Source organism: Curtobacterium sp. Curtsp22 (genome assembly GCF_059492135.1).
The window spans coordinates 3,418,801-3,442,299 of sequence record NZ_CP168519.1; the positions used below are offsets into that span (position 1 = coordinate 3,418,801).

Annotated in this window: 25 protein-coding genes; 9 read left to right on the forward strand and 16 right to left on the reverse strand. The window is 73.4% G+C overall.

What is annotated here, in order from left to right:
- Positions 1-105: 105 nt before the first annotated feature.
- The 6 genes from ACEN8D_RS16575 to ACEN8D_RS16600 all read right to left on the reverse strand — a co-directional run bounded on the left by ACEN8D_RS16575 (position 106) and on the right by ACEN8D_RS16600 (position 4,609).
- Positions 106-567, reverse strand: coding sequence for a MarR family winged helix-turn-helix transcriptional regulator (locus tag ACEN8D_RS16575; protein ID WP_070418288.1), 462 nt, complete (start codon positions 565-567; stop codon positions 106-108).
- A gap of 175 nt (positions 568-742) precedes the next feature.
- Complete coding sequence (locus ACEN8D_RS16580) at positions 743-1,393, reverse strand: GntR family transcriptional regulator (protein ID WP_071294568.1); 651 nt, start codon at positions 1,391-1,393, stop codon at positions 743-745.
- 108 nt (positions 1,394-1,501) lie between these two features.
- The gene (locus ACEN8D_RS16585) at positions 1,502-1,966 is read right to left on the reverse strand and encodes a DUF1810 domain-containing protein (protein ID WP_092386230.1); all 465 of its coding nucleotides are present in this window, start codon (positions 1,964-1,966) and stop codon (positions 1,502-1,504) included.
- Positions 1,963-2,808 (reverse strand): DUF2071 domain-containing protein, encoded by an 846-nt coding sequence (locus ACEN8D_RS16590; RefSeq protein ID WP_413399840.1) that lies wholly within the window; start codon positions 2,806-2,808, stop codon positions 1,963-1,965. Before ACEN8D_RS16590 ends, ACEN8D_RS16585 begins: the two co-directional genes overlap by 4 nt.
- Positions 2,805-3,203, reverse strand: coding sequence for a DoxX family protein (locus ACEN8D_RS16595; protein ID WP_071294565.1), 399 nt, complete (start codon positions 3,201-3,203; stop codon positions 2,805-2,807). The genes ACEN8D_RS16590 and ACEN8D_RS16595 overlap by 4 nt, the downstream gene beginning before the upstream one ends.
- Before the next feature lie 59 nt (positions 3,204-3,262).
- Positions 3,263-4,609 carry a bifunctional phosphopantothenoylcysteine decarboxylase/phosphopantothenate synthase gene (locus ACEN8D_RS16600; RefSeq protein ID WP_495601247.1) on the reverse strand — a complete coding sequence of 449 codons (1,347 nt, stop codon included), beginning with the start codon at positions 4,607-4,609 and terminating at the stop codon, positions 3,263-3,265.
- Between the two features lie 65 nt (positions 4,610-4,674).
- Here ACEN8D_RS16600 and ACEN8D_RS16605 point away from each other — a divergent pair, with 65 nt between their 5' ends.
- The gene (locus ACEN8D_RS16605; protein ID WP_336697538.1) at positions 4,675-5,463 is read left to right on the forward strand and encodes an NRDE family protein; all 789 of its coding nucleotides are present in this window, start codon (positions 4,675-4,677) and stop codon (positions 5,461-5,463) included.
- A 59-nt stretch (positions 5,464-5,522) separates the two neighbouring features.
- On the forward strand, positions 5,523-6,233 hold the full coding sequence (locus ACEN8D_RS16610) for an SGNH/GDSL hydrolase family protein (protein ID WP_229086890.1): 711 nt from the start codon (positions 5,523-5,525) through the stop codon (positions 6,231-6,233).
- 48 nt (positions 6,234-6,281) lie between these two features.
- On the opposite strand, the gene ACEN8D_RS16615 is transcribed toward ACEN8D_RS16610, so the two are convergent.
- Complete coding sequence (locus tag ACEN8D_RS16615) at positions 6,282-7,190, reverse strand: SDR family oxidoreductase (RefSeq protein ID WP_402716562.1); 909 nt, start codon at positions 7,188-7,190, stop codon at positions 6,282-6,284.
- Positions 7,191-7,300: 110 nt separating this feature from the next.
- On the opposite strand from ACEN8D_RS16615, the gene ACEN8D_RS16620 reads away from it, so the two are divergent.
- The 3 genes from ACEN8D_RS16620 (at position 7,301) to ACEN8D_RS16630 (ending at position 10,018) form a co-directional block, all read left to right on the forward strand.
- On the forward strand, positions 7,301-8,410 hold the full coding sequence (locus tag ACEN8D_RS16620) for an LLM class flavin-dependent oxidoreductase (RefSeq protein ID WP_083295248.1): 1,110 nt from the start codon (positions 7,301-7,303) through the stop codon (positions 8,408-8,410).
- Positions 8,411-8,554: 144 nt separating this feature from the next.
- Positions 8,555-9,178: a hypothetical protein gene (locus tag ACEN8D_RS16625; RefSeq protein ID WP_495601075.1), complete on the forward strand. Its 624-nt coding sequence runs from the start codon at positions 8,555-8,557 to the stop codon at positions 9,176-9,178.
- A gap of 348 nt (positions 9,179-9,526) precedes the next feature.
- Positions 9,527-10,018 (forward strand): pyridoxamine 5'-phosphate oxidase family protein, encoded by a 492-nt coding sequence (locus ACEN8D_RS16630; protein ID WP_070418296.1) that lies wholly within the window; start codon positions 9,527-9,529, stop codon positions 10,016-10,018.
- 69 nt (positions 10,019-10,087) lie between these two features.
- On the opposite strand, the gene ACEN8D_RS16635 is transcribed toward ACEN8D_RS16630, so the two are convergent.
- Positions 10,088-11,332, reverse strand: coding sequence for a putative hexosyltransferase (locus ACEN8D_RS16635; RefSeq protein ID WP_413399850.1), 1,245 nt, complete (start codon positions 11,330-11,332; stop codon positions 10,088-10,090).
- 249 nt (positions 11,333-11,581) lie between these two features.
- On the opposite strand from ACEN8D_RS16635, the gene ACEN8D_RS16640 reads away from it, so the two are divergent.
- The gene (locus tag ACEN8D_RS16640; RefSeq protein ID WP_070418297.1) at positions 11,582-11,971 is read left to right on the forward strand and encodes a RidA family protein; all 390 of its coding nucleotides are present in this window, start codon (positions 11,582-11,584) and stop codon (positions 11,969-11,971) included.
- Positions 11,972-12,018: 47 nt separating this feature from the next.
- Here ACEN8D_RS16640 and ACEN8D_RS16645 read toward each other — a convergent pair whose 3' ends face one another.
- From ACEN8D_RS16645 to ACEN8D_RS16665, 5 genes are read right to left on the reverse strand one after another with little or no spacing between them, the layout of a single operon-like run.
- Positions 12,019-13,632: an N-acyl-D-amino-acid deacylase family protein gene (locus tag ACEN8D_RS16645; RefSeq protein ID WP_413461726.1), complete on the reverse strand. Its 1,614-nt coding sequence runs from the start codon at positions 13,630-13,632 to the stop codon at positions 12,019-12,021.
- Positions 13,629-14,291: a bifunctional 4-hydroxy-2-oxoglutarate aldolase/2-dehydro-3-deoxy-phosphogluconate aldolase gene (locus ACEN8D_RS16650; RefSeq protein ID WP_413461725.1), complete on the reverse strand. Its 663-nt coding sequence runs from the start codon at positions 14,289-14,291 to the stop codon at positions 13,629-13,631. The genes ACEN8D_RS16645 and ACEN8D_RS16650 overlap by 4 nt, the downstream gene beginning before the upstream one ends.
- A gap of 17 nt (positions 14,292-14,308) precedes the next feature.
- On the reverse strand, positions 14,309-15,286 hold the full coding sequence (locus tag ACEN8D_RS16655) for a sugar kinase (protein ID WP_229086882.1): 978 nt from the start codon (positions 15,284-15,286) through the stop codon (positions 14,309-14,311).
- Positions 15,283-16,125, reverse strand: a complete 843-nt coding sequence (locus ACEN8D_RS16660) for an IclR family transcriptional regulator (protein ID WP_413399456.1) — start codon at positions 16,123-16,125, stop codon at positions 15,283-15,285. The genes ACEN8D_RS16655 and ACEN8D_RS16660 overlap by 4 nt, the downstream gene beginning before the upstream one ends.
- Positions 16,125-17,348: an alanine racemase gene (locus ACEN8D_RS16665; RefSeq protein ID WP_413399457.1), complete on the reverse strand. Its 1,224-nt coding sequence runs from the start codon at positions 17,346-17,348 to the stop codon at positions 16,125-16,127. The genes ACEN8D_RS16660 and ACEN8D_RS16665 overlap by 1 nt, the downstream gene beginning before the upstream one ends.
- Positions 17,349-17,504: 156 nt before the next feature.
- On the opposite strand from ACEN8D_RS16665, the gene ACEN8D_RS16670 reads away from it, so the two are divergent.
- Positions 17,505-18,908, forward strand: coding sequence for an MFS transporter (locus tag ACEN8D_RS16670; protein WP_413399458.1), 1,404 nt, complete (start codon positions 17,505-17,507; stop codon positions 18,906-18,908).
- 134 nt (positions 18,909-19,042) lie between these two features.
- The gene (locus ACEN8D_RS16675) at positions 19,043-19,819 is read left to right on the forward strand and encodes an endonuclease/exonuclease/phosphatase family protein (protein WP_083403156.1); all 777 of its coding nucleotides are present in this window, start codon (positions 19,043-19,045) and stop codon (positions 19,817-19,819) included.
- A gap of 358 nt (positions 19,820-20,177) precedes the next feature.
- Here ACEN8D_RS16675 and ACEN8D_RS16680 read toward each other — a convergent pair whose 3' ends face one another.
- The 3 genes from ACEN8D_RS16680 to ACEN8D_RS16690 are packed head-to-tail and all read right to left on the reverse strand — an operon-like array spanning position 20,178 to position 22,836.
- Complete coding sequence (locus tag ACEN8D_RS16680) at positions 20,178-20,849, reverse strand: methionine ABC transporter permease (protein WP_217642545.1); 672 nt, start codon at positions 20,847-20,849, stop codon at positions 20,178-20,180.
- The gene (locus tag ACEN8D_RS16685) at positions 20,846-21,886 is read right to left on the reverse strand and encodes a methionine ABC transporter ATP-binding protein (protein ID WP_071294557.1); all 1,041 of its coding nucleotides are present in this window, start codon (positions 21,884-21,886) and stop codon (positions 20,846-20,848) included. Before ACEN8D_RS16685 ends, ACEN8D_RS16680 begins: the two co-directional genes overlap by 4 nt.
- Positions 21,886-22,836, reverse strand: coding sequence for a MetQ/NlpA family ABC transporter substrate-binding protein (locus ACEN8D_RS16690; RefSeq protein ID WP_071294556.1), 951 nt, complete (start codon positions 22,834-22,836; stop codon positions 21,886-21,888). The genes ACEN8D_RS16685 and ACEN8D_RS16690 overlap by 1 nt, the downstream gene beginning before the upstream one ends.
- A 143-nt stretch (positions 22,837-22,979) precedes the next feature.
- Between ACEN8D_RS16690 and ACEN8D_RS16695 the strand changes: the two genes are divergently transcribed.
- Positions 22,980-23,468, forward strand: coding sequence for a 2'-5' RNA ligase family protein (locus ACEN8D_RS16695; protein WP_413399558.1), 489 nt, complete (start codon positions 22,980-22,982; stop codon positions 23,466-23,468).
- The last annotated feature ends 31 nt before the right edge of the window (positions 23,469-23,499 follow it).

The following is a 23,499-nucleotide window of genomic DNA, read 5'->3' on the forward strand; positions in this document are numbered from 1 at the left end:
CGCTGGGCGAAGCCGCCACGATGACCGGTGTTGCTGGGTGCACCGTCCAGTTTGTCTGGCAGAACCGTCCGTCCACCCGTTGGTAACGGTTCGGTAACGGGCGGATCAGGCTCGGGAGGTGTGAGCTTCCTGGGTGCGCTCACCCTGCGCGACGCGTTCGAGGGCGTCGAGCGCGGCGGCGATGGCGTCGACGTCGGTGTCGGGCAGTTCGGCGATGAGCTCGGCGACGATGCCGGTGCGGGTGGAACGGGCTCGCTCGACCGCTGCGATGCCCTCGGGGGTGGCCGTCACCATGAACGCCCGACCGTCCCGGGGGTCCGCCTCGCGCTCGATGAACCCGCGCTGCTCGAGCTCGGTCAGGATGCGGGTCATCGTCGGCTTCGTGACGACCTCGATCCGCGACAGGTCGCCCGGCCGCAGGGGTCCCTCGCGTTGGATCGTCGCCAGCGCCGAGACGATGCCGTACCCGAGCGAGGCCGAGTCCGTGCGGGCCCGCCGGTTGATCCGGCCGACCGCCGCGGCGAGGCGCGCGGCGATCTCGGTACGGTCCGGCTGGCGGTGGCTCATACGGTGCTCCGGGTCGCTCGACGGGGTGGTCGGGGCGATGCTACCGGCTCGTCGGACGGTGTGACTGGGAGCGTCGCGCGGGTCGCCGCGCTGTCGCCCACCGTCGTGGCGGACGGAGCATGCCCGCCTCGCGAGGGCGAGACGGGCGTTTTCCTGTACGGGAGTTCAGGCGGAGTCAGCGTTTCTCGCCGGGGAGCAGGTGGATCGCCTCGGTCGCGAGCTCCGCCTCGATGTTGTCCCCGGACGCGGTGGCCTCACGCAGACGACGGAAGTCGGCCGTCATCTGGTCCCAGTCGACGAGCTCGTCGAGGTTCGGCAGCCGCAGTCGGAACGCGAGGCCGTCCATGGTGTCCCGGCAGACGCGCTGGAGGTTCTCGTTGCCGCACTCCTCGACGTAGCGGGCGAACACGGCGAGGGCGTCACGGTTCACCGCGGCGACGTCGTGCGACTCGTAGTCCGCGATCGTGGCGTCGAGCTGGGCGAGGATCTTCTTCTTCGCGCTCGCACCGAGGCGCGGGACCGCCAGCCGCACGACCCCGCCGAACAGGACGCCCAGGGTCTGGAGCGCCTCGACCACCTCGGTCGGGTCCGGCGTGGTGACGCGGGTGTAGCGGTTCGGCGCCATCTCGATCAGGCCGGCGCGTGCGAGCTGGCTCAGTGCTTCGCGGATCGGCGTGCGGGAGACGCCGAGCCAGGCGATGAGCTCGTCGTCGTTGAGCCGCTCGCCGGGCTCGAGCGTGCCGTCCATGATCGCGGCGTGGATCTTGAGCCGGACGGTGTCGCGGAGCAGCTGGTGCTCGGTCGGTGCACTGCTGGGGACCGGCATGCGGGTTCCTCCGGGATCGTGGCGTCGGCGGGCGTCCCACCGGTCGGTGCGGACGCACGGTTCACCGTACCTGATATGTGAACGGTGTCCCTGTCGGCTCGGAGCGTGTCAGTCGTGGGGGTGGAGCAGCCGGAGGGTCACCGGGTCCTCGGTGCCGTCGTACCAGCGGTCGAGGACGGCCCGGAACGGCTCCGGGTCGGCGGCGGCCGCGGCGAACAGGGTCATGGACGACCGGAGCTTCAGCGCGTCGATGCCCCCGAGCAGGTCGTCGGCGGTCCGGGCCGGGGCGGACTCCGCCGCACGGGTCGCCTCGAGCAGCCGCGGGCCGAGGACGGGGTGGTCGAGGTACGCCCGGGTCTCGTCGAGGCCGTCGAGTGCGTACCGCTGCGCGGTGGGCGAGCGGCCGAGCCCGGCGAGCTGGGGGAACACGAACCACATCCAGTGCGACGACTTCCGGCCGCGCCGCAGCTCGGCGAGCGCGGTGTCGTGCACACCCTGCTGCGCGCGGACGAACCGGTCGAGGTCGAACCGGTCCGTGCCGTGCTGGTCGGTGTCGTGCGGATCGTCGCTCACCGGACCACGTCCCCCCAGGCGTAGCGGACGGTCGTGCCGTCCACGACGAGCAGCGAGTCGGGTTCGCGGTCGAGGAGCCCGGGCATCCCGACGGCGTCGGGCAGGTCGCCGCCGAGCCGCTCGAGCCGTGCCGACCGGATCGTCAGCGGCGGGTGCTGGCGCTGCCAGAACAGCGTCTGCGCGAGGTGCCGGGCGTGGATGCCCTGTCGGGTGGTGAGGTCCGTCGCCAGTCGGTCGTCGACGACGTCACCGGACACGACCCGGACGGTGGCGTCGTGGCGGGGTCGCACCGCGCCTCCTGGCCCACCCGTGCTGCCCGGCCAGACCGGACCGCCGGGCCACGCCGCACCGGACCCTGGTCCGCCCCGGCGTCCGCGGAGCCAGCGGACCGGGTGGAGGGAGCGTGCCGGATGCCGCACCGACCGGTAGGACAGCGTGTCCCCACGACGTCGCGCCCGCGCGTGCGCGAACGTGTACGGCACCCCGAGCAGGGCGTGCGCCGCCACGATCGCGGGCACGTTCGCGGTGTCGACCGTGCGGTAGGCGACCCCGCGGCGACCGCGGTCGTCGACGGTGAGCACCTCGATCGTCACCTCGGTCATCGAGCCGAGGCGTCCGGACGGCGGGAACGGCGGCACCCGGGTCTCGCGGAAGACGTACGCCGTGAGGCCGGCCCACGCGCTCCCGTCGACGACGTCGGGGCGGGTCCCGCGCGGCACCAGACGCGCGAGCGACTCGGGGTCGTGGCGCCAGTGCGCGAAGACGATGTCCTCCCAGGCGTGCACCGTCACCGGTCGGTGCAGCAGGGGGACCGCGGCTCGGTCCCGCGCGGGCTCGGTCACCGTCGTGGCGCGTGCCGGCCGACGCGCACGGCCCAGGCGACGAGTGGTGCCTGCAGCGGCAGGCGGAGCACCGAGACGAGCCGCATCGCCCGCGTCGACCGCGGGCTGTCGAGCAGGTCGTTCGCCATCTTCACGTTCGCGGGGAAGACGGCGAGGAACAGCGCGGCGGCGGCCCAGCCCGCGGCACGGCGGGTGGCCGGGATCGCCAGACCGGTCGCGATGCCGAGCTCGGCGGCGCCGGACGCCAGGGTGGTCAGGCGCGGCGGGAGGGCGTCCGGGACGATCCGGTCGTAGCCCCTCGGCCGCAGGAAGTGGGTGACGCCGGCCCCGCCCAGCACGACGGCGAGGAGGGTGGCGGTCCGGGTGGCGCGTCGTGCGCGCTCGCGTCGTCGCATGCGTCCATGGTGCCCGCGGCGCGCTCGGGACGCACGGAGAGTCCCCAGGTCCGCTCAGCTCAGGCCAGTGCGGTCGCGACGAGGTCGAGGACGACCGTCGCGACGTCGGCCTTGCTGCCGGAGGCCTCGCGGACCACCTCGCCGCCGGGGACGAGCACCTCGACGGCGTTCTCCTCGCGTTCGAACCCCGCGGACCAGCCGACGTGGTTCACGACGAGCATGTCCGCCGGCTTGCGGGCGATCTTGGCGCGTCCGAGCTCGATGCGTGCGGCACGGTCGGGTTCGGTCTCCGCGGCGAAGCCGACGATGATCTGGCCGGTCCGGCGGGACGCGACGAGGTCGGCGAGGACGTCGGGGTTCCGCACCAGCTCCAGCGTCATGGTGTCGCCCTGCGCCTCCTTCTTGAGCTTGTCGGCACGCACCTCGGCGGGCCGGTAGTCGGCCACGGCCGCGGTCATCACGACGACGTCGGCATCGGCTGCTGCGGCGTGGACGGCATCGGCGAGCTCCAGGGCGGACCCCACCGGCACGACGGTCGCGTCGAGCCCGGCGGTCAGCGACGCGTCCACGTTCGCGCTCACGAGCGTCACGGCTGCGCCGCGCCGGGCCGCGTCGGCGGCGATCGCGACGCCCTGACGACCGCTCGAACGGTTGCCGACGAACCGGACCGGGTCGAAGGGCTCGCGCGTGCCGCCGGCGCTCACGACGACGCGGACGCCGGCGAGGTCGCCGAGCTCACCGCGGGCGCCGGTGGTCCCCGCCTTCTCGGCGGCGGCTGCGGTCGGCGGGAGGGCGGTGTCGGTCGGGAGGCGCGGGTCGTCCCCGTCGCCGCGACCCGCGTCCGTCGGGTGGTCCGGGCCGGTCCGGCCGGCCGGTGCCGGGTCGTCCAGCACCGCGAGGGCGCCGGCGACGATGTCCTCGGGCTCCGCCATCCGGCCGATCCCCGCGTCGTCGCCCGTCAGGGCCCCGACCACCGGGCCGACGAACCGGACGCCGCGCTCCCGCAGGGTCTGGACGTTCGCCCGGGTCGCCGGGTGCTCCCACATCTGCGGGTGCATCGCGGGAGCCACGACGACGGGTGCCTCGGTCGCGAGCAGCGTCGTGCCGAGCAGGTCCCCGGCGAGCCCCGCGGTCATCCGAGCGAGCGCGTCCGCGGTGGCGGGGGCGACGACCACGAGGTCCGCCCGGCGCCCGAGCGAGACGTGGCGCACCTCGGCGACGTCCTCGAACACGCTCGTGGTGACCGGGTTGCGGCTGAGCGCCTCGAGGGTCGGCAGCCCGACGAAGCGGAGCGCGCCCTCGGTCGGGACGACGTGCACGTCGTGTCCCCGCTTGACGAGGTCGCGGACCACGCCGACGGCCTTGTACGCGGCGATGCCCCCGGTGATCCCGACGACGACGGTCAGACGGCGCTCTGCTGCTGCGTTCACACCGGTCACGCTACCCGGCACGTCGTGCGAGGATCGATCCCATGTGCACCGTCGTCGTCCGCGTCGACCCCGGGTCCGAGTGGCCCGTCACGATGCTCGCCATGCGCGACGAGTCGCCGGAGCGGCCGTGGGACCCGCCGGCAGCCTGGTGGCCCGAGCGCGACCCGTCGATCCGCGGCGTCCGCGACCGTTCGGCGGGCGGGGCGTGGCTCGCGGCGTCGGACGGTGCCGGGCTCGCGGTCGTGCTCAACCGGGGCGAACCGGTGCCGAGCGACGACGGCACGTGGACCACCCGCGGGGTCGTCCCGCTCGACGCGGTCACCGGGGCGCTCCCCGGCCACGACGGCACCCTGCCCACGACGCGCGCGTTCAACCTCGTGCGGGCGACGGCCGACGGCGCCGAGGTCACGACGTGGGACGGCACCGAGGTCCGGACGACCGCGCTCGGCCCCGGCGTGCACATGGTCACGCACGGCGAACCGGACGACCCCGCGGCGCCGCGCATCGGGCGGTGGCTCGACGCCTTCCGTGCCGTCGACGCTCCGGTCGGGCCGCCGGTGCTCGGCCCCTTCGACGAGCTGCGGGCGGCCGACGCCGGTGCTGACGCCGGCGACGGGTGGGGCGGCTGGTTCGGACTGCTCGCCGGGTCGGCGTCGCTGCCGGCGGACGACCCGGACGCGATCCTCCGGGACGCGCACGAGCCGGACGGGCACTTCGCGACGCTGTCGATCGTGGCCGCGGCGGTCGGCCCCGGGCGCACCGTCCTGCAGCACGCGCGGCTGACCGAACCGGGCCGGTTGGACGGCTCGGTCGAGCTGCACCGCGCCTGAGCGCACCCGCAGCGCGCACCCGCGGCCGGGCATGGCCGGAGCGCGTACCTTCACCGTTCGTGACCACCGCAACCCGGAGCGTGCTCGCCGTCCTCACGGCGGTCGTCGTGGCCGTCTCCCTCGGGGCGTGCGCCTCGAGCCCGCCGGCCGCTGCCGACGCGACGCCCCACCCGACGGCGACGACCCGCCCCTGGGACCACGCCGCGGGTGTCGGCGTGGTGGTCGTCGGCGACTCGATCAGCGGCGGGCACGGCCTCACCACCGCCGAGGCGTGGCCGGCCATCGTCGCGGACGCCCAGGGCTGGTCGCTCACGAACCTGTCGTGCGACGGCGCAGGCGTGGCCGCCCTCGGTGACGACGACGACTGCGCGAGCGACTACGCGACCATCGTCGGGCGTGCGGTCGACCTCAGACCCGAGGTCGTCCTCGTGCAGGCGAGCTCGAACGACCTCGGACTCGACACCGCCGAGGTCCGGAGCGCCACCGACCAGGTCGTCGACGAGGTGCACCGTCGGCTGCCGCACGCGCGGCTCATCGGCCTCAGCGCCATCTGGAACCAGGACGCCCCGCCCGCGCAGCTCGCGTCCATCTCGGGGGCGCTCCGGCACGCCCTCGCCCGCGAGGGCGGCACCTACGTCGACATCGGCGAGCCGCTGCGGGGGCACCCGACGTGGATGCAGTCCGACGACGTGCACCCGACCGTGCGCGGACAGCGGGCCATCGCTGCGGCGGTGACGGCCGCGTTCGAGCGCGACCACGTGCGGTTCTGACGGCGGACGGGCGGGGACGAGCCGCGCCTCCTGGACCGTCCGACCGACTCAGACGGGCGGGGTGGTCCCGGTGAGGTCCTCGGCGACCGCCCAGAGGGAACGCGCCAGATCGGCCTTCCGTGCCGACCCGGGGATCGACACGGTCGTGGTCGGCCCGACGAGCCCGAACGGCCCAGACGGTCCGTAGTACGCCCCGCCGACCGCGTTCGGCCCGACCGCGGCGTACAGCAGCGGCTCGGAGCCCTGCTCGACGTCCTGCGTGAAGGGCAGCGCGCGGTTCGAGGACCGGACCGGCTTCGACCGACCGAGCGACCGCCCCGCCGACTGCAGGTTCGTCCGGGTGTAGCCGGGGTGCGCGGCGGTGCTCACGAGCGGCCAGTCGAGCTCGACCGACAGCCGGTGCAGGTGCAGCGCCAGCAGGAGGTCGGCGAGCTTCGACTGCGCGTACGCCCGCCAGCCGTTGTAGCCGCGCTCCCACTGGAGGTCGTCGAAGCGGATCCGGCCGGGGATCGCCGCGAGGCTCGACATCGTGGCGACCCGCGCGTCTGGTGAGCGCAGCAGTGTCGGGAGCAGCAGGTTCGTCAGGGCGAACGGGCCGAGGAAGTTCGTGCCGAACTGCAGCTCGAAGCCGTCGACCGTCTCGAACCGCTTCGGCGGCGCCATCACCCCGGCGTTGTTGACGAGGACGTCGAGCGTCCGGTCGTCCGCGGCGATGCCCGCGGCGAAGCGCCGCACGCTCGCGAGGTCGGCGAGGTCGAGCTCCCGCACCTCGACGTCGGCACCGGGGTGCGCGGCACGGATGTCGGCTGCGGCCTGGTCGCCCTTCGCGATCGTGCGGACGGCGAGGACGACGGACGCGCCGGCTGCGGCCAGGCGCGTGGCGGTCTCCTTGCCGGTTCCGCTGTTCGCGCCGGTGACGACGATGCGGCGGCCGGTCTGGTCGGGGATCTGCGGCATGGGCGTGACCGTACTCCGCCGGGGGTGCGGATCCGGTGCGAGGGTGCTAGATTGATGCGAACGCATGAACATGCAGGTGCATGGACGTGCGGTCGGGAGGACAGGACACCATGAGCAACGCATTCGGCACCGACCGCCCCTCGGACGTGCCACCGCCCGCACCCGAACGGATCGGCCCCGTCCAGCTCGGCCTCGACACCTTCGGCGACGTCACCGAGCTGCCCGACGGCAGCGTCAAGTCGGACGCCCAGAGCATCCGCGACGTCGTCGACCAGGCAGTCCTCGCCGACCAGGTCGGCCTCGACTTCATCGGCGTCGGCGAGCACCACCGCGCCGACTTCATCGTGAGCGCCCCCGAGGTCGTCCTCGCCGCGATCGCCGCCCGGACCTCCTCGATCCGGATCGGGTCCGCCGTCACCGTGCTCTCGTCCGACGACCCGGTGCGGGTGTACGAGCGCTTCGCCACCGTCGACGCGATCTCCGACGGCCGTGCCGAGGTCATCCTCGGCCGCGGGTCCTTCACCGAGTCCTTCCCGCTCTTCGGGTACGAGCTCTCCGACTACGAGGTCCTCTTCGAGGAGAAGCTCCAGCTCTGGGCGGCCCTCCGCGGCGGCGACGCGGTCACCTGGTCCGGCACGAAGCGCGCCTCGCTCGTCGACCAGGACGTCTACCCGAAGCTCGAGCACGGTCCCATCCCGACGTGGATCGGCGTCGGCGGGTCCCCGCAGTCCGTCATCCGTGCGGCGTCGTACGGTCTGCCGCTGTTCCTCGCGATCATCGGCGGACAGCCCGCGCAGTTCGCGCCGTTCTCGCGCCTGTACCGCCAGGCGCTCACGCAGCTCGACCTGCCGCAGCAGCCGATCGCGATGCACTCGCCCGGGTTCGTCGCCGCCACCGACGAAGAGGCGGCCGAGCGCTACTGGCCGTACCACAAGGCCGTCACCGACCAGCTCGGTCGGGAGCGCGGCTGGCCGCCCCTGGACGTCGCCGGCTACCGTGCCGGGCTGTCCGCGGGCGGGTCGCTCTACGTCGGGTCGCCGGAGACGGTCGCCCGGAAGATCGCGCGGAACATGCGGATCCTCGGCGTCTCGCGGTTCGACATGCGGTACGCGACGGGGCGTCTGCCGCACGAGGACATGATGCGGTCGATCGAGCTCTACGGCACGCAGGTCGCGCCGCGGGTGCGCGAGCTGCTCGCGGCGCCGGTGCCGGTCGCGTAGGCGCCGGGTCGACCGCGGCGGGTCGGCCGCGGCCGCGGCGGCGCGGCCGGGTCGGCCGGGTCCGTCCGGGTCCGTCCGGCGGGCCTGGAGGCGCGGCTCGGCCCGTCCGCGCCGCTCACGGGGTCGCCGGGTACGGTCCAGGGCATGTCGTCACGCCCCGCTGCACTCGAACGTCGGTTCCGTGGTCGGATCATGGGCGTCGGCACGACCTCGGGCATCCGCATCGTGGTCGGCATGTGGGAGCGCTCGCCGTTCGGTTCCTTCACGGACGTCTTCCTCGAGCTGCCGGACGGCTCGTCGGTGCTCCTCGCACCCGACGAGATCGTGGCCGCGTACGTCTCCGGGACCTACCGGTTCGACACGGTCTCGGTCGTCGACGTCTCGGCTCGCCGGACCGCCAGGGGACTCGAGCTGTCGGCGGGCGCCCTCGAGGCCTCCATCGACGTCGGCACGATCTCCCCGCTGGGGAGGGTGCTCCGCATCGTCCCCAAGCAGATCGCCCGCGACCCCCGGTGGCTCGCCGCGATCGACCCGGTCGCACGGCTCGTCGCTCCCGGGTCGGGGACCGCGGGGTCGGCGGGCAACGGGCGTCGCGAGTACTACGGCGTGACCGGGGCACACGACGTCACGGGCGTGCGGGGGACCTGGGCGGGGGAGTCGCTCGGGGCGTTGGCGCCGCTCGACCCGCCGGTGGCGTTCGGGGTCGCCTCGATGCCGCGGATCCCGCAGGTCGTCGACGTCGAGACGACCATCCGCGAGCCGGTCTGAGGCGCGGCGGGCGTCCGGGCGGGCGGGCGGTCGGGGCGAGCCGGAACGACATCGTCGCCGTCGTACGACGTCGGTGTTGTCGCTCCGTGCGGGCGCAACAGTTGCACGCGCGCGGCGGCGACATCGTCGAGGTCGTACGACATCGGTGTTGTCGCCAACTCCCGCACACTCCCGCTCACTCCCACTCCCACTCCCGCCCACTCCCGCCCGCGACCGCGCCCGCACGGCCCCGCGGCCCCGTCCGCCGGACGCGCTCAGCGTCGAGGGGCAGACTGGCCGGAACGGACAGCGCCCCGAGGGCCGGCCGCACGTCGAGCACAACGGGGCGCACGACGCGAGAGGAGCACCATGACCGACACAGAGGCAGACCAGCGCGCAGCCATCTCGGACATCGTCCACGGAGCCCACACGGCACTCCTGACGACCGTGAGCGAGGACGGGCAGCTCCACGCACGGCCCCTCGCCGTGCAGGACAAGGCGTTCCACGGCACACTCCGCTTCCTCGTTCAGGACGGGAGCGAGAAGGTCGAGGACATCGCCCGGAACCCGCACGTCAACGTCGCGATCGAGTCGCAGGGCGGGTACCTGTCGATCGCCGGCACCGCGACGGTCAGCCAGGACGACTCCGTCATCGACGAGCTGTGGTCCCCGTTCGCCGAGGCCTGGTTCCCGGACGGCCGCGAGGACCCCTCGATCCGACTCCTCACGGTCGAGGGCGACTCGGTCGAGTACTGGACGCAGGACACCGGCCCGGTCGGCAGCCTCGTGCAGACCCTCAAGGCCGCCATCGGCAAGCAGAGTCAGCCGGACACCGGCGACCACGGCACGATCGAGCTCTAGCGCCGAAGACGGACGCCCGGCACCACGCCCGGTCCCGCACACCGCGGGTGCCGGGCGTCGTCCGTGCGGTCACGGCGGGCCGAGCAGCCAGAGCACGGCGACGAGCACCGGCTGCCCGAGCACCGCGCAGACCACCAGGGTCCACCGCATCCACGGCTTCGCCACGAGCTCCGGCGACCCGAACAGCGGCGCGAGCGGCATCAGGAGCCGGGGCGTCGAGGCCATCGGCAACGACACCGCGAAGACGTAGAGCGCGTACGAGGCCGAGAAGACCACGGTCGTGAACCCGAGGCGCCGGGTCGACCGACGCAGCAGCCAGACCGGGTACGACACGAGCAGGAACACCACGATGAGGATCCCGCCCACGCCCAGCCACCGGCCGGCGATGAGGAACCACGGCGTGAGCGGCATGAAGTCCACCCGCCCGATGAAGTTCACCCACCAGGACATCTCGGTCTCGAGGTAGGCGTTCGGCGACCCGGTCACGTGCGCGGCGATGAGCGGCCACGCGAACCCGGCGACGACCATCACGACGCCGGCGGCCACGACCCGCACGCGCTCCGCCACGGGGAACGCGTCGAGCGACCGGACCCCCTCGGTCCGACGCGCCCGGATCCACCGCACCAGTGCGACGACCCCGAGGACGAGCGGGATCGCCAGGGCTCCGGGCCGGGTGAACGCGGCGACGACCCCGAGCACCGTGAGGAGCCCGTACCGCCGACGGTCGAGCGCGAGGAGCGCCCCGAACACGAGGGCGAGGAACATGCTCTCGGCGTACCCGACCTGCAGCAGGAACGACAGCGGACCGCACGTGAAGAAGAAGACCGCCCACATGGCCGCCGCCGTCCCCGCACGGTCGCGGACGAGCCGGTGCAGCAGGTAGGTGGCGAGCAGCCCGGCGAGGAGCGCGATCGCCGGGGCGCCGACGTCGAACGGGACACCGGTCGACGCGGTCAGCATCCGGATCGTGAAGGGGAACGCCGGGAGGAACGCCCACGCGTTCTGCGCGACGTGGCCCGCGGCGTCGAGCGGCAGGGTCGTCGGGTACCCGTGCACCGAGATCTGCTCGTAGTACTGCCCGTCCCACGCCGTCAGGAAGTTGAGGAAGCCGTGGTCGTTGCCCCAGATCGCGTTCTCCGGCAGGGCGCGCCCGATGAGCGGGAACGCGAGCGCCAACCAGAACGTCGACACGATGCGCCCGCCGGTCCACACCAGGAGCACGGCGGCCCACGCCGGCAGGGCGGTCGCGAGGTCGAGGACACGGCGGCGTCCGCTCGCGATCGACTCCGTCAGGGTCCCGTCCAGGCGGCTCACCGCGGCGCTCCGCGGTGTTCGGGCATGGCAGAGGGCACGGTACGAGCGTAGACGGCGATTGCCTGGGTGTTCCTCACGGCTCGGCTCGGGAGGCGCGACTCGCGTTCTGCAGACCGGAACGAGCCCGACGGACGGCCGCGTCCGGCGCGGGGCGCTCACCTAGCCTGGGAGCGTCGTCCTCCGGCCGCGACGGCGCGGTCGGTGCCGTGGGCGACGTCCGACCGACCCCGATCGACACCGAGGAGCACCGTGCCGAACAAGACCGCCATCGTGACCGACAACGCGCCGAAGCCCGCCGGCCCGTACAGCCAGGGGATCGTCGCGAACGGTTTCCTCTACACCGCCGGCTTCGGCCCGCAGGACCCGGCCACGGGCGAGATCGCCGACGACGTCGCCGGTCAGACCGCCCAGGTGCTCGCGAACGTCGCCGCCGTCCTGGCCGAGCACGGCGCCACGCTCGACGACGTCGTGAAGTCGACCGTCCACCTCGAGCACTCCGACCGCGACTTCCCCGCCTTCAACGAGGAGTACGCCAAGCACTTCTCGCAGCCGTACCCGGTCCGAACCACGGTGCAGTCGCACCTGGCGAACATCCTCGTCGAGATCGACGTCGTGGCGGTGCTCCCGACGGCGGAGTGACCCGGCCGGCCCGGCGTGATCGCTCGTCGTGCTCGCTGAGCGAAGCCTCATCGACCCTCGGTGCGCGCACCGCCCGGACGGCTCCACGTCGTCCGGCGGATGCCGGCACCGGGGGTCGCGTGCGTCAGGACGCCGTCGGTGAGCACCGGGACGCCCGCGACGAAGACGTCGTCGACGCCCTCGGCCAGCAGCATCGGCTCGGCGTACGTCGACCGGGCTCGGACGCGCCCGGGGTCGACGACGACGAGGTCGGCGATCCACCCGGGCGCGACGGCGCCGCGGTGCCCGAGTCCGAAGCGCTCGGCGGGCAGCGTCGACAGGTGCTGCTGGGCCTCCCACCACGTGAGCAGCCCGGGCCGCGCGTAGTCCCCGAGGTACCGCGCGAAGGTGCCGTACGCACGGGGGTGCGGGTGCGTCCCGACGAAGATGCCGTCGGACCCGCCGGTGTGCCCGCCGGACCGGAACAGCTCCGCCAGCTGCTCGGGCGTCCGCGGGTGCGGCACCCGCATCACGACCGTGACCTGCAGGTCCGAGTCGACCAGGACGTCGAGCGCGAGGTCGACCGCGTCCGTCCCGGTGGCCGTGGCGGCCTCGGCGAGGGTGCGGCCCTGCAGCGCGTGGAACTCGGGCGCGGGGACGTGCGACAGCGTGATCTGCTCGGCCCAGCCCGGTCCGAGGTCGGCGCGCCCGAGGACCCGTTCGAGCACCGCGGCGCGGACGGCAGCGCGCCCGCCGTCCACTGCGAGCGCCCGGGCGAGGTCGTCGGTGCCCGGCCGGGCCAGGCCCGCGGGCAGGAGCAGCATCGACAGGATCGTGCAGCCGCGCGAGTACGGGTAGGCGTCGAACGACAGCGGGGCGCCCTGGGCCTCGGCGTGGGCGAGCTCCGCCAGCGCGAGGTCGACGGGAGCGTGGAGGTGCGAGACGTGGGCGCGGCCCCCGCCGGCGCGCACGATCCGGACGACCTCCTCGATTCCGGCGCCGGCGTTCGTCTCGTAGCCGCCGCGCATGTGGGTCACGTAGGTGCCGCCGGCGGCCGCGGACTCGGCGGCGAGGGCGGCGATCTCCGCGGTGCCGGCGTGGAGTCCGGGGACGTAGTCGAGGCCGGTCGCGAGCCCCACGGCGCCGTCCGTCATGCCCTGCCGCACGAGGACGCGCATGGCGTCGAGCTGACCGGGGTCGGCCGGGGCCGGGTCGTCGCCCGTGACCTCGTGCCGGACGGTGCCGGCCGGCACGAGGGTGGCGACGTTCAGCGCGGTCGTGCCGTCGTACGTCGCGAGCAGCCCCGCGATGCCGCCGCCGCCGTACGTCGGGTGGGGACCGTCGATCGCCGCGAAGTACCGTGCGGCGTAGGAGCCGTCGCCCGGTGCCGGACCGACGCCGTCCTGTCCGGTGACGATCGTCGTGACGCCCTGCCGGAGGAGGGCGAGCTGCACGGTCTCGTCGAACACGAGGGACCCGGCGTGGGAGTGCGCATCGACGAACCCCGGCATGACGAGCCGGCCGGTGCAGTCGACCACCGTGGCGTCGGCCCCGGCCCGGAGGCGCTCGCGCGGCCCGCCTCGCTCGGCGACCACTCCGTCGCGGACGAGGACGTCCGACCGGTGGGCCGTGCCGTCGGTGTCGACGACGGAGCCGCCGGTGAGCAGGACTTCGGACGTCACCGTGCGAGCCCCGCGACGAGTCGCTCGGCGCGGGTGCGGAGGCCGTCCAGGTCGCCGGTCGTCAGGGCGTCACCGACGAGCGGCGAACCCAGGCCGACGGCGACGGCGCCGGCCGCCAGGTACTCGGACGCGTCCTCGACGCCGATGCCGCCCGTGGGGATGACGTCGACGAAGTCGAGCGGGGCGAGGACCTGCTTGAGGAACGCGGGGCCGCCGAGCTGTGCGGCCGGGAACACCTTGACCGCGCGCGCCCCGAGCTGCCATGCGCGGACGATCTCGGTCGGGGTGGCGGCGCCCGGGTACCAGCCCAGACCACGCTCGTGCGCCCGTTCCCCGATGTCCGCGTCGAGGTGCGGGCTCACCGCGAACACGGCACCCGCGGCGGCGGCCTCGTCGAGCTGTCGTGGTTCGAGGACCGTGCCGACGCCGATCGACGCGCCCGTGCCGTAGCGCTCGGCGGCCCAGGCGATGCCCTCCCGCCAACGGGGCGTGTTGGTCGTGATCTCGATCGCTCGGACCCCGGCCTCGACCAGTGTCGCGACGACGTCCTCGACGTGGTCACCCGTCCCGCCGCGCAGGATCGCGATCGCCGGGCCAGCGGCGTGCCGGTGGCGGACGCGGGGAGCGGCGGACGGGTCGGTGCTGGTGGTGTTCGTCATGGTCTTCGTTCCTCGCCTCAGCGGTCGACGCGGTCGTGGACGGCGTGGTCGACGTCCGTGGGGGTGGTCGGGTCGTGCAACGCGGCCGGGTCCGGGCGGCGCCAGTCGCTCTCGACCGTGCAGGCGAGCGCACCGGCGTCGGCGGCACGGTCGAGCGCCTCGGCCGTCGTGGCTCCGCCGAGGGTCGCCGCGAGCCAGCCCGCGACGAAGGCGTCACCGGCACCGACGGGGTCGACGACGCGCACCGGGGTCGCCGGGCGCCGCAGGAACGCACCGTCCACCGACGCCACCGCGCCCCGGGAGCCGAGCTTGACGACGGCACGACCCCGGCCGAGGGCGGCGAGCTCGTGCGCGAGCGTCTCGTCGTCGCCCTCGTCGTCGCCGAGTCCGAGCACGAGTCGGGCCTCGTCGTCGCCGGCGAACACGATCGACGACCGTGCGGCGACGGCCCGGTAGCGGGCGCGGGCGGTCTCGGCGTCGATGAGCTTGGGCCGGTGGTTCACGTCGAAGGACACCGGGACCCCGGCGGCGTCCGCGCGGTCGAGCGCGGCCTCGACCGTGGCCCTGGCGTCCTCGGAGAGGGCGAGGGTGATGCCCGTGACGTGCAGGAGCGCGGCGCGTTCGACGGCGCTCGCCGGCAGGTCGCTCGCCCGCAGCGCCGATCCCGCCGAACCCCGGCGGTGGTAGGTCACCCGCGTGCGTCCGTCGGCCAGGCGCTCCTTCATCATGATGCCCGTCGAGCGGTCCGGGTCCGGCACCGCGACGACGTCGACGCCCGCGCTCCGGACGTCGCGCGTCACGCGGTCCCCGGCGGGGTCGGTGCCGACGCGGCCGATCCACGTCGTCGGGACACCGGCGCGCACGAGGCCGATCGCGACGTTGCTCTCGGCTCCGCCGGTGTCGACCCGCATGTGCTCGAGGTCGGGGACCGCCCCTGTGTCCCCGCCGGTGAGGAGCAGCATCGTCTCCCCGAAGGTCAGGACGCGGCCGGTCACCGGGTGCCCTTCGCCAGGGCGAGCTGGGCGGAGGAGGAGCCGAGCGCGACCGAGATCTCGAGCGCGGTCCGGACGACGCCGTCGCCGAGTTCGCGGACGGCCGCGGCGGGGAACCGGGAGGCGAGCCCCGAGATGCTCATCGCGCCGACGACCTGGTTCGCGTGGTCGAGCACGGGCGCGGCGACGCAGCGGATGTCGGGCTCGTTCTCGCGGTCGTCGATGCCGTAGCCACGGCCGTGCGTCCGGTCGATCTCGGCGCGCCAGCGGTCGTCGTCCACGATGGAGTGCTCGGTCATCGCCGTGGCCGGTTCCGCGAGCACCCGGTCGAGCAGCTCCGGCTCGCCGAACGCCACCATCGCCTTGCCCGAGGCCGTGTTCCGCATCGGCAGTCGGTTGCCGATCCGCGACCCCATCCGGACCGTGCCCCGCGTCTCGACCTTGTCGACGTAGACGATGTCGGTGCCGTCCGCGACGACGAGGTGGCAGGTGAGCCCCGTGCGTTCCGCGGTCCGCCGGAGGAACGGCGCTGCGGCGGCGCGGAGGTCGATGCCCTCGAGGTAGCTCTGCCCGAGCAGCAGCGCCCCGAGCCCGAGGGTGAAGCCGGCGTCCGGGGTGCGGCGCAGCAGGTCGTTCTCGAGCATCGGGGCGGTCAGCCGGAGCACGGTCGACTTCGAGGTGCCGAGCTCCGCGGCGAGCACCGTCAGCGACACCGACGGCTCGCCGTTCCGGGTGCGGTCGGCGATGCGGTCGAGCAGCCGCAGCCCGCGTCGGAGCGACAGGGCGGCGTTCCGTGCCGGAGCGTCCTCGGTGGAGGGGGCGACGGGGGTGGTGGCGCGCATCAGAACCGCGTCGCGATCGTGTCGAGGACGGTCTCGTCGTCGTCGATGACGGTCACCTGGCGCCACTTGTCGAAGACGGTGCACGGGTGCGAGATGCCGAACACGACGACGTCGCCGGGCGTGAGCCCGGGTGCCCCGTCCGCCAGCGCGAGGTAGCAGTGCTGGTCGTCGAGGCGGGTGACGGTGACCGCCCCGGGGTCGGGTGCGACGGGGACGACGCCAGCCGCGCCTCCGGGGCCGACGTGCCGGACGGAACGGACGGAACGGACCACCGGCAGCCCCTCGTCGAACGAGATGTCCCGCTTGCCGACCGCGACGAGCGCGAGCCCGGGCTCGGGGCACGACGTGACGCGTCCCCAGACCTCGATCGCGGCCAGGAGCGAGCCCTCGTCGGGGTGGCGGCCGAAGGGGGTGCGCTCGGCGTAGAAGCCGTCGTCGTGGGTGAGGGACGCGCCGGACCGGAGCAGCACGTCGAGGTCGTCGGGGCGGGTGGCGACCGCGTCGACCACGCCGTCGAACCAGGCGCTGCCGCCCATGCTGAGCAGGGCGCGCGGGGCCTCGACCAGCGGGCGGACGGCCGCCGAGACGGCGAGCACCCCCTCGACGTAGGCGCGGGCGGCGCGCACGTCGGGCAGGCCGCCCTCGTACCCGGCGACGCCTCGGAGCGAGAGCCCCCGGTCGTGGGCGAGCTGTGCGAGGTCCCGTGCCTGCTGTGCGGTGCGGACGCCGGTGCGACCGCCGGGGAAGCCGACCTCGACGACCACGTGCAGGTCGCCGTCGACCGCGTCCTGCGCCGCGCGGCCGGCCTCGACCCCGGCGGGGGAGTCGACCCAGCAGAGGACGTCGGCGTCCGGGTCGGCGGCGCGGCGGGAGGCGAGCCAGGCGAGACCGGTGGGGTCGAGGACCTCGTTCGCGACGACGATCCGGTGGATGCCGTGCTCCCACGCGACCATCGCCTGCTGGACCGAGGCGACCGTGACGCCCCAGGCGCCGGCGGCGATCTGCCGTGCGGCGAGTGCCGGGGCCATGTGCGTCTTCATGTGCGGCGCGAAGAGCAGCCCGTGCCGCTCGACGTACGCCTGCATCACGGCGGTGTTGTTCGCCAGGGCCGACTCGCGGAGGGTCATCACCGGCAGGTACGCGTGCTCGAGGACGTGCCGGCGCGCCGGTGCTGCCGGGTCGGGCGCGCCCTTCGTGGTGACCGTGCCGGGTGTGGTCGTCATCGATCCTCCTGTGCGTCTGCGGTGCCTCCACGCTCCCGGTGGCCGGGTGTCGGGGGCAACGCGCTCGTCCGCCTCATTCTGCGGTGCAGAACACCATCGCGTCAGCGCCGTCCCCGGACGTCACGGAAACCGATCGGGCATAGCATTTGTCCTGCCATGACGACGACGATGACGACACGACGACGGGGGAGCACCGCGGTGGCCGTGCTCGTCGCAGGGACCTTCTTCATGGAGCTCCTCGACGGCACCATCCTGGCCACGGCCGCTCCTGCGATGGGTCGGGACCTCGGCGTCGACTCGGCGGCCATCGGCGTGGCGATCACGGCGTACCTGGTCACCCTCGCGGTGTTCATCCCCGTGAGCGGATGGCTGACCGACCGGATCGGCTCGCGGACGGTGTTCGCCGGCGCGATCGTCCTGTTCACCGTGGCGTCGGGGCTGTGCGCCCTCTCCACCGGGCTCGTCGACCTGACGATCTGGCGCATCGTGCAGGGGCTCGGCGGCGCGCTGATGGTCCCCGTCGGGCGGCTCGTCGTCCTGCGGAGCGCCGGACGCGAGCAGCTCGTCACGGCCATCGCGATCCTGACCTGGCCGGCCCTCGCCGCGCCGATCATCGCGCCGTTCGTGGGCGGCGTGCTCGTCGACACCCTGACGTGGCACTGGATCTTCCTCATCAACATCCCGCTCGGGGTCATCGCGTTCGTCGCCGCGCTCGTCCTCGTGCCGCAGGAGCGGGCGTCCGAGCGGGTGCCGTTCGACTGGTTCGGGTCGTTGCTCGCCTGCTTCGGCCTCGGGTCGCTCGTGGTCATGGCGTCCCTGCTCGCCCTCGATCGCGTGCCCGTCCTGGCGGTCGTGCTCTCCGGCGTCGTCGGGGCGGTCGGCTGCTGGCTGGCGATCTGGCACTTCCGCCGGGCACCGCACCCGATCATGGGGCTCGACTCGTTCCGGCTCGAAACCTTCCGGGTGTCGCACGCCGGCGGCAGCCTGTTCCGCCTGGCCGTCTCCGCCGTGCCGTTCGTCCTGCCGCTGCTGTTCCAGGACGCGTGGGGGTGGAGCGCCGTGCTCGCCGGGTCCGCCGTGCTGTGGGTCTTCGTCGGCAACCTCGGCATCAAGCCCATGACGACGCCGTTCCTCCGCTGGTTCGGGTACCGGCCGGTGATCGTCGTGTCGAGCGCGGTCGCGGCGCTGAGCGTCGTCGCGATGGTGTTCATGACCGAGGGCACCCCGTTCTGGCTCCTCGCCGTGCTCCTCGTCGTCAGCGGTGCGGCGCGGTCGGTGGGCTTCACGGCCTACAACACGATCGCGTTCGCCGACGTCGAGCAGGCGGACATGACCCCGGCGAACACGCTCTCGTCGACCCTGCAGCAGACCGCCGCCGGGTTCGGTGTCGCGGTCGGCGCCGTGGTCATCCGGGCCGCGTCGGGCCTCGGCGGATCCGGTCCGTACGACGCCGCGTTCTGGGTCATCGCCGCCCTGCTCGTCGTCGCCTGCGTCGAGGGCGTCCTGATGAGCCGTACAGCCGGTGAGACCGTCCGCCCCGCCCGTCGCGTCCGGGCCTGAGCGCGCATCGTCCGTTTTCCCCGCGGTCACACGCACGAAACCGAGGCCGCGCTACAGTCTCAGCAACAGTCCGCGAACGCCGAGTACGGTTGCCGCGGCAGGGCGACCGGAAACGCCCGGAACAGGAAGGCAGCATGGCCGCGCCAGAGCAGCAGGGGACGATCACAGCCGAGACGGCCGTGGAACCGACCGGGTTGCGCGTCGTCAGCTACAACCTCCGCGAGCACACCGCGAACGGCGAGCTCGCCTCCCTGGCTGAAGCGTCCCAGGCCGACGTCATCTGCGTGCAGGAGTGCGACAGCAACGACCTCGCCCCCTCGATCGCCGGCCTCTCCCTCGCCGCGTCGACCAAGGCGAACCGGCTCGGCCTCGCGATCTACAAGCGCGACGACCGGTTCGAGGTCGAGGACTTCAGCATCCACTCCCTGCAGAAGTCGCTGCACGACCGGGTCCTCGCGCCCGCGCACGAGCGCCTGATCGCGATGCACCTGCGCGACAAGGAGGTCGACGCCGAGGTCATCGTGGCGTCCTTCCACGCCTCACCCCTCACCGCCACGAACTCGCTGCGCCGCAAGCAGATCGAGGCTGCGCACCAGTTCGTCCGCGAGCTCTCGAACGACGCCCCGGCGATCATGGTCGGCGACTTCAACTACCCCTGGTTCCAGACGAACCTGCGCCGGAAGATCGAGCAGCACGGGTTCGCGCTGTCGCTCTCCGACCAGCCGACGTACCTGCGCTACCGCAAGTTCACGGGGCACTTCGACTTCGCCACGAGCGTGGGGCTGCACATCGCCGGCGTGGAGACCCTGCCCGCGGGCATCTCCGACCACCGGCCGATCCTGGTTCGTGCGCACTACGAGCACCCGGGCGCGACGGGCACCGTCGCTACCGTGGAGTCCCCGGCCGCCTGACGCGCCCGCCGAGGTCGCGCGACACGCCGCACGTGGGTCGCCGAGGTCTCACGAACTGCCGCGCGCTCGATGCAGGGACGGCAGGACGTGCGACCTCGGCCCGCGCGGTGACGGACGCACGCACAGGAGGCGCGGTGCCGGTCTCGTGGACCGGCACCGCGCCTCCAGGCCGTCGCAGTCGCAGGACATGCCGCCAGCGTGACGCCGAGGTCGCACAACGTGCCGCTGCGCGGTGCAGACGGCGGCACTTCGTGCAACCTCGGCCCCGCGCGGCGCGCGCGGGGCGCGCGGGGCGCGGGCGGGGCGCGCGGGGCGCGCGCGGGGCGCGCGGGGCGCGGGCGCGCGCGTGCCCCGCGCGTCAGCGACGCAGGGTCGCCCGCGCCAGCCGGTTGCCGATGAACTGGCCGAGCTGCACGATGATGACGATCGCCGCCACCGACACGTACACGATCCACCAGTCGTACCGCTGCGACCCGTACGTGATCGCGTACTCGCCGAGCCCACCGCCACCGATCAACGCCCCCTGCGCCGTCATGTCGACGATGCCGATGTAGATGAACGTGTAGCCGAGGATGAGCGGTCCGAGGCCCTCGGGGATGAGGACCGTGAGCAGGATCGACAGCGGGTGCGCTCCCGATGCCCGTGCCGCCTCGACGACGCCGGGGTCCACCGACAGCAGGTTCTGCTCGACGATCCGGGACACCGCGAACGACGCCGCGAGCGAGATCGCGAAGGTCACCGCGGGGACACCGATCGTGGTCTGCACGACCACGCGGGAGAGCGGGGCGATCGCCGCCAGGAAGATCACGAACGGGATCGGCCGGACGAGGTTCACGACCACGTTGATGATCGTGTACGCGGCCCGGTTGCCGAGCAGGTTGCCCGGGCGGGTGGCGTACAGCGCGAGGCCGAGCGCGAGGCCGATGATGCCGGCGATGACGAGCGACACCAGGGACATCACGATCGTGTCGCGGATGGACGCGACGAAGACGTCGAACGTGTCGATCACGCTCTGGAACGAGTTGTTCACGCTGCGCCCTCCTCGTCGGTGGTGATGCGCGCGGCACGGAGGGCCGCGACGGCCGCGTCGATCTCGGACGGACGGGCCGCGGTCAGCTCGTAGGTGAGCGACCCGATCCGGCGCTCGCGGATCTCGCCGACCCCGCCGTAGACGAGCTCGGCGGTCACCCCGGCGGAGCGGAAGACCTGGTCGATGCGGTTCTGCAGCCCGGCCTCGTCGGTGATCTGGACCGTGACGAGGCGACCGGGGTGCCGTTCGCGCAGCCGTGCGACGGTCTCCGCCGAGGGCCGGTCGTGCAGGGCGGTCCGGACGAATCGCTGGGCCGCGCCGGTCTGCGGGTTCGCGAACACGTCGTAGACGTCCCCGACCTCGACGACGCGCCCCTGCTCCATGACGGCGACGCGGTCGGCGATCTGTCGGACGGCGTCCATCTCGTGCGTGATGACGATGATCGTGACGCCGAGCTCCTTGTTCACCCGGCGGAGGAGCCCGAGGACCTCGGACGTGGTCTCGGGGTCGAGCGCGCTGGTCGCCTCGTCGGCGAGGAGCAGGTCGGGCGACGCCGCGAGCGCCCGGGCGATCCCGACGCGCTGCTTCTGCCCGCCGGAGAGCTGTTCGGGGTAGGCGTACGCGCGGTCGAGGAGCCCGACGAAGTCGAGCAGCTCGGCGACCCGGCGGTCCCGTTCCTCCTTCGGCACGCCCGCGACCTTGAGCGGGTACGCGACGTTGCCGGCGATGGTGCGCGACCGGAAGAGGTTGAACTGCTGGAAGATCATCCCGATGTTGCGCCGTGCCGTCCGGCGGTCCCGCTCGGGCAGCGCCGTGAGCTCGTTGCCGGCGACGGTCACCGACCCGGACGAGGGCAGCTCGAGTGCGTTGACGAGCCGGACGAGCGTGGACTTGCCGGCACCGGAGTACCCGATGACGCCGAGGACCTCTCCCTGGTGCACGTCCAGGGAGACGTCCTCGACGGCCACCACGGTCTCGCCGGTGTCGGCGCGGCGGTAGTGCTTCGAGACGCCGCGGAGTTCGACGAGGACCGGCACTACTGCTTGGCCGCCTTCGCGTCCTGCTCGACCTTCGCGAGTTCCTCTTGCAAGGAGGACGCGCTCTCGTCGCGGCTGACTGCCTCGGGCAGGTCCTTCTTGAAGACCTTCTGCACGGACTCGTCCTGGAAGAGCTTCGCGAGGTCGAGGTAGGTCGTGTTGTCCTTGTCGGCGTTGCGCACGGCGAAGACGTTGACGTACGGTGCCGCGCTCGCGCTCGAGGGGTCGTCCTGGTAGATCGCGTCGGAGATCGGCAGGCCGGCTGCGGTGGCGTAGTTGTTGTTCACCACGGCCGCCGCGACCGAGCCCTGCTGCAGGGCGTTCGCCGTCTGCGAGGCGTTGAGCGGCTGGACGTCGACCTTCGACGACTCGATGTCGGTGGTCGTCGAGAAGGCCGACCCGCCGTCCTTGAGCGTGACGAGCTTCGCCGCCTGCAGGATGAGCAGCGCGCGGGCCTGGTTGATCGAGTCGTCCGGGATCGCGACCTTGGCGCCCTCGGGCAGGTCGGCGACGTCGTCGTACTTCGTCGCGTAGAGCGGCAGCGGGTAGACGGCCGTCGAGCCGATCGGCTGCAGGTCGTCGTTCGAGGTGACGTTGTAGTCGGCCAGGTACTGGATGTGCTGGAACTGGTTGAGGTCCAGCTGCTTGTCCTTGAGCGCCGGGTTCGGCAGCGAGTAGTCCGAGAAGTTGGTCAGCTTGACCGTCACGTTGAGCTTCGACTTCGCGAGCTTCGTGTAGGTGCTCCAGTAGGAGAGCGACTTGTCCGCGACGCCGATCGTGACGGTCTTCGGCGAACCACCGGCGGCAGCGCCGTCGTCGGACCCGCCGGAGCGGACGGCGCCGACGATGAGGGCGACGACGATCGCGACGACGACCACCGCGGCGGCGATGATCCAGCCGATCGGGCGCTTGCCCTTCGGCTTCTCGGGCAGAGCGGGTGCAGCGGACATGTCGGAGCTCCTCGTGGGCAGTGCTGTGGGGGTCCGCGGTGGTCCGCGGCGTGCAGTCGAGTGTGACGGGCCGCCCGGCACGGTGCGAGTTCCGTTCCGCCGTGTTACATCGCTGTCACACGGTTCATTGGTTCACTCGGTACGTGCGCAGTCTCGAACTCGTCCTCGATCCGTCGTCGGACGCCGCCGTGCGCGCCGCGTGGGACGCGCTGGTCCGTGCGGACCTGCCGAGCCTCGGACGGTCGGACACCAACAGCCCCCACGTCACGCTGGCCGCCGGCGACGACCTCCGGATCCCGAGCGGGTTCGACGTGCCGGTGCCGTCGCGGCTCCGGCTCGGTGGCGTCCTGCTGTTCCCCGCGGGACCCGGGCGCTCGGTGCTCGCCCGGGCGGTGGTCGTCGACCCAGCGCTCGCCGCGTTCCACGAGGCAGTGCACCGGGCGTCCCCGGGAGGCGTCGAGACCACGTCGCCGGGGGCGTGGTCGCCGCACCTGACGTTCGCGCGACGGGTCCGGGACGAGGACCTCGGTGCGGCCGTCGCGGCGCTCCGCGGGACCCCGCTCCCCGAGCTCGTGGTCGGTGGCGTGCGGTTCTGGGACGGAGAGTCCAGGACCGTCACGTCGATCGGGTGAAGCGGGCACGGCTCACGTCCGCGTCGTGACG